Below are 2,800 nucleotides of genomic sequence, written 5' to 3'. Positions count from 1 at the left end.
GGTTCGGCGGTGCCGCGCGGTTCGGCGGTGGCGTTCGGCGCGAGGGCCGCGCCGCCGTCCGCCGTGGGTTCCCGATGGTTCGTCATGCCGAGCATTCCAGCGAATCCGCAGGTCGGGGGCACTGATCCGGGCACTACCGGGAAGGTAGTGCCTGCACTACCCCGCCCGTCGCACCGCCGCACTATCGTTCTCCGCATGCGTCCGAGAACGGCATGGCAGGCGATGGCCCAACGGCCGTTGAGCTTCCTCAGGTCCGCGTGGCCGTGGCGCTCGCTGGCCTACCTGGCGAGCGGGGTGCTGGTGGGGGCGGCGGCGCTGGCCGTGCTGGCCGCCGGGCTGCTGGCGGGGGTCGTGCTGCTGGTGGTGCTGGTGGGGGTGGCGCCGCTGGTCGGGGTGGTGCTGTCGGCGGTGGCGGTCGCGGCCGTCGAGCGGCGCCGGCTGCGGCTGGTGGACCTGGACCCGGCCGAGGACCCGCACCGGGCGCCGGACGGCCCGGGGCTGCGCGCCTGGACGGCCACCCGGCTGACCGAGCCGGTGACCTGGCGCGAGCTGGGCTTCACCCTGGTCTCGGCGGCCGCGCTCTGGTGGCTGGACCTGCTGGTGCTGTTCTTCTCCTTCGGGGTGCCCGCGCTCTGCTTCTCCTCGCTCGACGGGTCCACCTGGCCGTGGACGGTGTTCGGGGCCTTCGTGCTGCTCGCCTCCCCGTACACGGTGACCTCCTGGGCGGGCGCCCGCGCGGCCCTCGCCCGGACCCTGCTCGCCCCGCGCGACGCGGAGCTGGGTGCGGAGCTGCGCGAGGTGAAGGCCTCCCGGGCGCGACTGGTGGACGCCTTCGACGCCGAGCGGGAGCGGATCGAGCGGGACCTGCACGACGGCGCGCAGCAGCGGCTGGTCTCGCTGGGGATGACCCTCGGACTGATGCACCTGGACGTTCCGCCGGGCTCGCCGCTGGGCCCGCAGCTGACCCGGGCGCAGGAGCAACTCGGCGCCGCGCACGAGGAGTTGCGCCGGATCGTGCGCGGCCTCAACCCGCCGGTGCTGGCCGACCACGGGCTGGCCGCGGCCGTCCGGGAGCAGGCCAGCCGGTTCCCGATCCCGGTCACCGTCGACCTGGACCTGCCCGGCCGGCTGCCCCGGCAGCTGGAGACCGGCGTCTACTACCTGATCAGCGAGGCGATGACCAACATCGCCCGCCACAGCGGCGCCGCCCGGGCCCGGGTCTCCGGCCGCTACCACGCGGACCTGCTCGTCCTGGAGATCGCCGACGACGGCCGCGGCGGCGCGGACCCGGCGCTCGGCAGCGGGCTGACCGGGCTCGCCGACCGTCTCACCGCCGTCGACGGCCGGATGCGGGTGTCCAGCCCGGCCGGCGGTCCGACCCTGCTCCACGTGGAGATACCGTGCCACTTCGGGTGATCGTCGCCGAGGACGCCGTCCTGCTCCGCGAGGGGCTGGTCGGCCTGCTGCAGCGCTTCGGGCACCGCGTCCTCGCCGCCGTCGGGGACGCGGACGCCCTGGCCGCCGCCGTGCGCGCCGAGCGGCCGGACCTCGTGGTCACGGACGTCCGGATGCCCCCGGGCCACCGCGACGACGGCCTGCGCACGGCCGTCGAGCTGCGCCGGGAGCGCCCGGGGCTGCCGGTGGTGGTGCTCAGCCAGTACGTCGAACAGTCCTACGCGATGCGGCTGTTGGACTCCGACGGCGGGCGGGCGGTCGGCTACCTGCTGAAGGAGCGGGTGGGCGCGGTGGCCGACTTCATGGCCGCGCTGGAACGGGTGGCCGGCGGCGGCACGGTGGTGGACCCGGAGGTGGTCCAGCAGCTGGTCCGGCTGCGGCACGACCCGCTGGAGCGGCTCAGCGCCCGCGAGCGCGAGGTGCTGGCGCTGATGGCCCAGGGCCGCTCCAACGCCACGCTCGCGGCGGAGCTCTTCATCAGCGACGCGGCGGTGAACAAGCACATCGGCAACATCTTCGCCAAGCTGGACCTGCCGGTGGACGTGGACGGCCACCGGCGGGTCCTGGCGGTGCTGCGCTACCTGGGGCGCGACTGACCGTTCCCGCCGGGTGCGCGGCCGTTCGTCGGACGGGCCCTGGGGTCGTGGTGAGCCTAGACCGCGTGCCGGAGGGCGGCGGCGAAGACCACCGTGACCCAGGTCCACAGCACGGAGAGGCCGAGGTGGGCGAGGGTGCGCAGGCGGTCGCCGCGCCACAGCCGGGGGGAGAAGTAGGCGAACTCGAAGAGCCAGCGCAGGCCCCAGAAGAGGGTCTGGCCGGCCAGCAGGGCGGTGCCGAGCCGGCCGCCGGCGAGCAGCTCGGGGGCCAGGCAGAGCGGGAGCAGGCCGAGCAGGACGCAGGCGAGGCCGATGAAGAAGAGGTGGGCGTAGGAGACCTGGCGGGTCAGCAGGGTGGTGCCGGACAGGTCGGCGGGCCAGCCGATGGCGCGCGGCAGCACCGCGTGGACCAGGCCGGCGGTCACGAGGGCGACGCCGACCAGGCGCAACTGGGTTTCCAGGGTGATCAGTTCGGTCATGACGCGGGCTTCCGGAAGGCGAAGGCGGTGACCAGTCCGGCGATCCGGCGCTCGGCGGCCCGCCGCAGGCCCGCCTCGGCGGCGTGCCGCAGCCAGGTGCCGCGGGGCAGGAAGTGCCAGGCGCCGGGGCCGTAGACGGCGGTGTTGGCGGCGTCCCGCAGGTGCTCGACCAGGTCGGGCAGCCGCTCGGGCAGCGCGGGGAACAGGCTGATCCCGCAGTTGCCGCTGGCTCGGCATCTTCTTCTCGCCCGAGCACGCCGCGCTCTCCCT

The 2,800-nt window shown here is 75.2% G+C and carries 4 protein-coding genes; 2 read left to right on the top strand and 2 right to left on the bottom strand.

Annotated features, from left to right (window positions below; translation table 11 throughout):
- The first annotated feature begins 195 nt into the window (after positions 1 to 195).
- Together ABZW03_RS39480 and ABZW03_RS39475 are read left to right on the top strand one after the other, a co-directional pair.
- The gene (locus tag ABZW03_RS39480; protein WP_355269509.1) at positions 196 to 1,416 is read left to right on the top strand and encodes a sensor domain-containing protein; all 1,221 of its coding nucleotides are present in this window, start codon (positions 196 to 198) and stop codon (positions 1,414 to 1,416) included.
- Complete coding sequence (locus tag ABZW03_RS39475; RefSeq protein WP_355269507.1) at positions 1,401 to 2,051, top strand: response regulator transcription factor; 651 nt, start codon at positions 1,401 to 1,403, stop codon at positions 2,049 to 2,051. The genes ABZW03_RS39480 and ABZW03_RS39475 overlap by 16 nt, the downstream gene beginning before the upstream one ends.
- A gap of 56 nt (positions 2,052 to 2,107) precedes the next feature.
- Here the strand turns inward: ABZW03_RS39475 and ABZW03_RS39470 are convergent, their stop codons facing one another.
- Complete coding sequence (locus ABZW03_RS39470) at positions 2,108 to 2,530, bottom strand: hypothetical protein (RefSeq protein WP_355269505.1); 423 nt, start codon at positions 2,528 to 2,530, stop codon at positions 2,108 to 2,110.
- Positions 2,527 to 2,800 (bottom strand): hypothetical protein (locus tag ABZW03_RS39465; protein WP_355269503.1); only part of this gene is annotated, 274 nt, incomplete at its 5' end. The genes ABZW03_RS39465 and ABZW03_RS39470, both read right to left, overlap by 4 nt.

Source organism: Kitasatospora sp. NPDC004799, assembly GCF_040609095.1.
Classification (GTDB): Bacteria; Actinomycetota; Actinomycetes; order Streptomycetales; family Streptomycetaceae; genus Kitasatospora.
The sequence above is the reverse complement of the archived record's forward strand: the minus strand, read 5'-3'. Positions and strand labels throughout refer to the sequence as shown.

Coding starts and splice junctions, on each gene's coding strand:
- ABZW03_RS39470 (WP_355269505.1), bottom strand. CDS start 2,530: ATGACCGAACTGATCACCCTGGAAACCCAGTTGCGCCTGGTCGGCGTC.
- ABZW03_RS39480 (WP_355269509.1), top strand. CDS start 196: ATGCGTCCGAGAACGGCATGGCAGGCGATGGCCCAACGGCCGTTGAGC.